The sequence below is a fragment of the Burkholderia sp. BCC1977 genome (genome assembly GCF_905339595.1).
Taxonomy (GTDB): domain Bacteria; phylum Pseudomonadota; class Gammaproteobacteria; order Burkholderiales; family Burkholderiaceae; genus Burkholderia.
On the sequence record NZ_CAJPGQ010000132.1, the window covers coordinates 1 to 1394 of the forward strand.

General features: G+C 58.5%; 1 protein-coding gene. It reads right to left on the reverse strand.

The window, feature by feature from the left end:
- Positions 1-195: 195 nt before the first annotated feature.
- Entirely contained in the window at positions 196-1329 is a 1134-nt protein-coding gene (locus tag U5771_RS35055) for an IS701 family transposase (RefSeq protein ID WP_322028163.1), read from the reverse strand.
- Positions 1330-1394 lie beyond the last annotated feature (65 nt).

Below are 1394 nucleotides of genomic sequence, written 5' to 3' on the forward strand. Positions count from 1 at the left end.
TAGTACTACAGCCGTAGATACTAACCGCCAGGCGGGGTAAAACCACGGCGTCGGTAATGGGACTGTTGCGCGCGCCACTGGTGAGTACGTCGCCAAATTGACCATGCAATCACATGATCGATCGGGTGGACGGCGCGCCATAGCAAGCGGCACAACAGTCGACGAATTTCCTGGGGGCTGAGAGGCATCATGCCTTCAGGAGTTTTTTTTACTCTCGATCCGAAGGGTGACGAGTACTGCATGTGCCAGCAGCGCGAGGGTGATGTGGCGGTACCACCCGCGCCATCGACGCACCTCATACTGATCCAGGCCGCATTCCCCCTTGGTTGCCTCGAAGCCAGTTTCGATTTCCCACCTGCGGCCCGCGACATTTACCAGAGTCTGCAGTGAAGCTTTACTGCGTGGAGCGTAGGCGACATCGTAGGCATGCTCGCGCTTTTCATCCAGACTGCGCCGTACCAGCAGGTAATGTCCGAAGCTACGCTCCTCGGCGGTGATCTGCAGCCTCCATAGTGGCGTCATTGCCCAATCGTACAGACGTTCGCCTTTGGCGCCCGCGCCAGCCGAGAGGCGCTCCCATGCCGTTGACGGCAACGCTTCGGCTATCTTGTCTGCGCGAACGTACTTCGGTCCTTGCCACCATAGCGGCTCATTCTTTGCTACTGCCAGCACGAAGGCCTGCCCGCGTGACTCGAGCCACAACCGCAGGTCACGATCACCACCATAAACCTCGTCACCCGTGACCCAGCCGCATGGCAAGCCGGCATCCAGCGCACGCTCAAGCATGTTGCGCGCGAGCCGTGGCTTCGTTGAAAACTCCAACGTCGGTGGGATGCCGGCTGCCTTGCAGCGAGATGGGTCATCGGTCCATGCCCGCGGCACATACAGCTCGCGATCGATGAATGCACTGCCGCCATGACCGGCATAGCAAAGGAATACGCCAACCTGGCAATTCTCGATTCGGCCCGCCGTGCCGCTGTATTGGCGTTGAACGCCGGCCGAGTGCTCACCTTTCTTGACGAAACCAGTTTCGTCCACAATCAGCACTGCATCATGCTCGCCGAGTCGTTCAACCACGTATTGGCGTAGTACATCACGCGCAGCATCGGCGTCCCATTGCGCCCGCTCGAGAAGGTGTTGCACGCCGTCCGGTGTTGCCTCGCCAATCCACTCGGCAAGTTGCCAGCCGTTCTTGCGCTCGACTGTGCCAAGCAGCCCCTTCATATAAGCCAGTGAGCGCTGCCGAGGTTCGGGGCGTCTGAACAGCTGTCCGAGACGTCCATGCAATGCGTACAGTTCACGTTCCCACGATTTCGCAATTGCCCGCATCGGCTTATACTCATGTAGTAGTACTAATGAACTATAGCAAAAAAATCTACGGCTGTAGTACTAGG

Bases quoted from the DNA above. Each gene is read 5' to 3' on its own strand.
- U5771_RS35055 (WP_322028163.1), bottom strand. From the start codon at position 1,329: ATGCGGGCAATTGCGAAATCGTGGGAACGTGAACTGTACGCATTGCAT.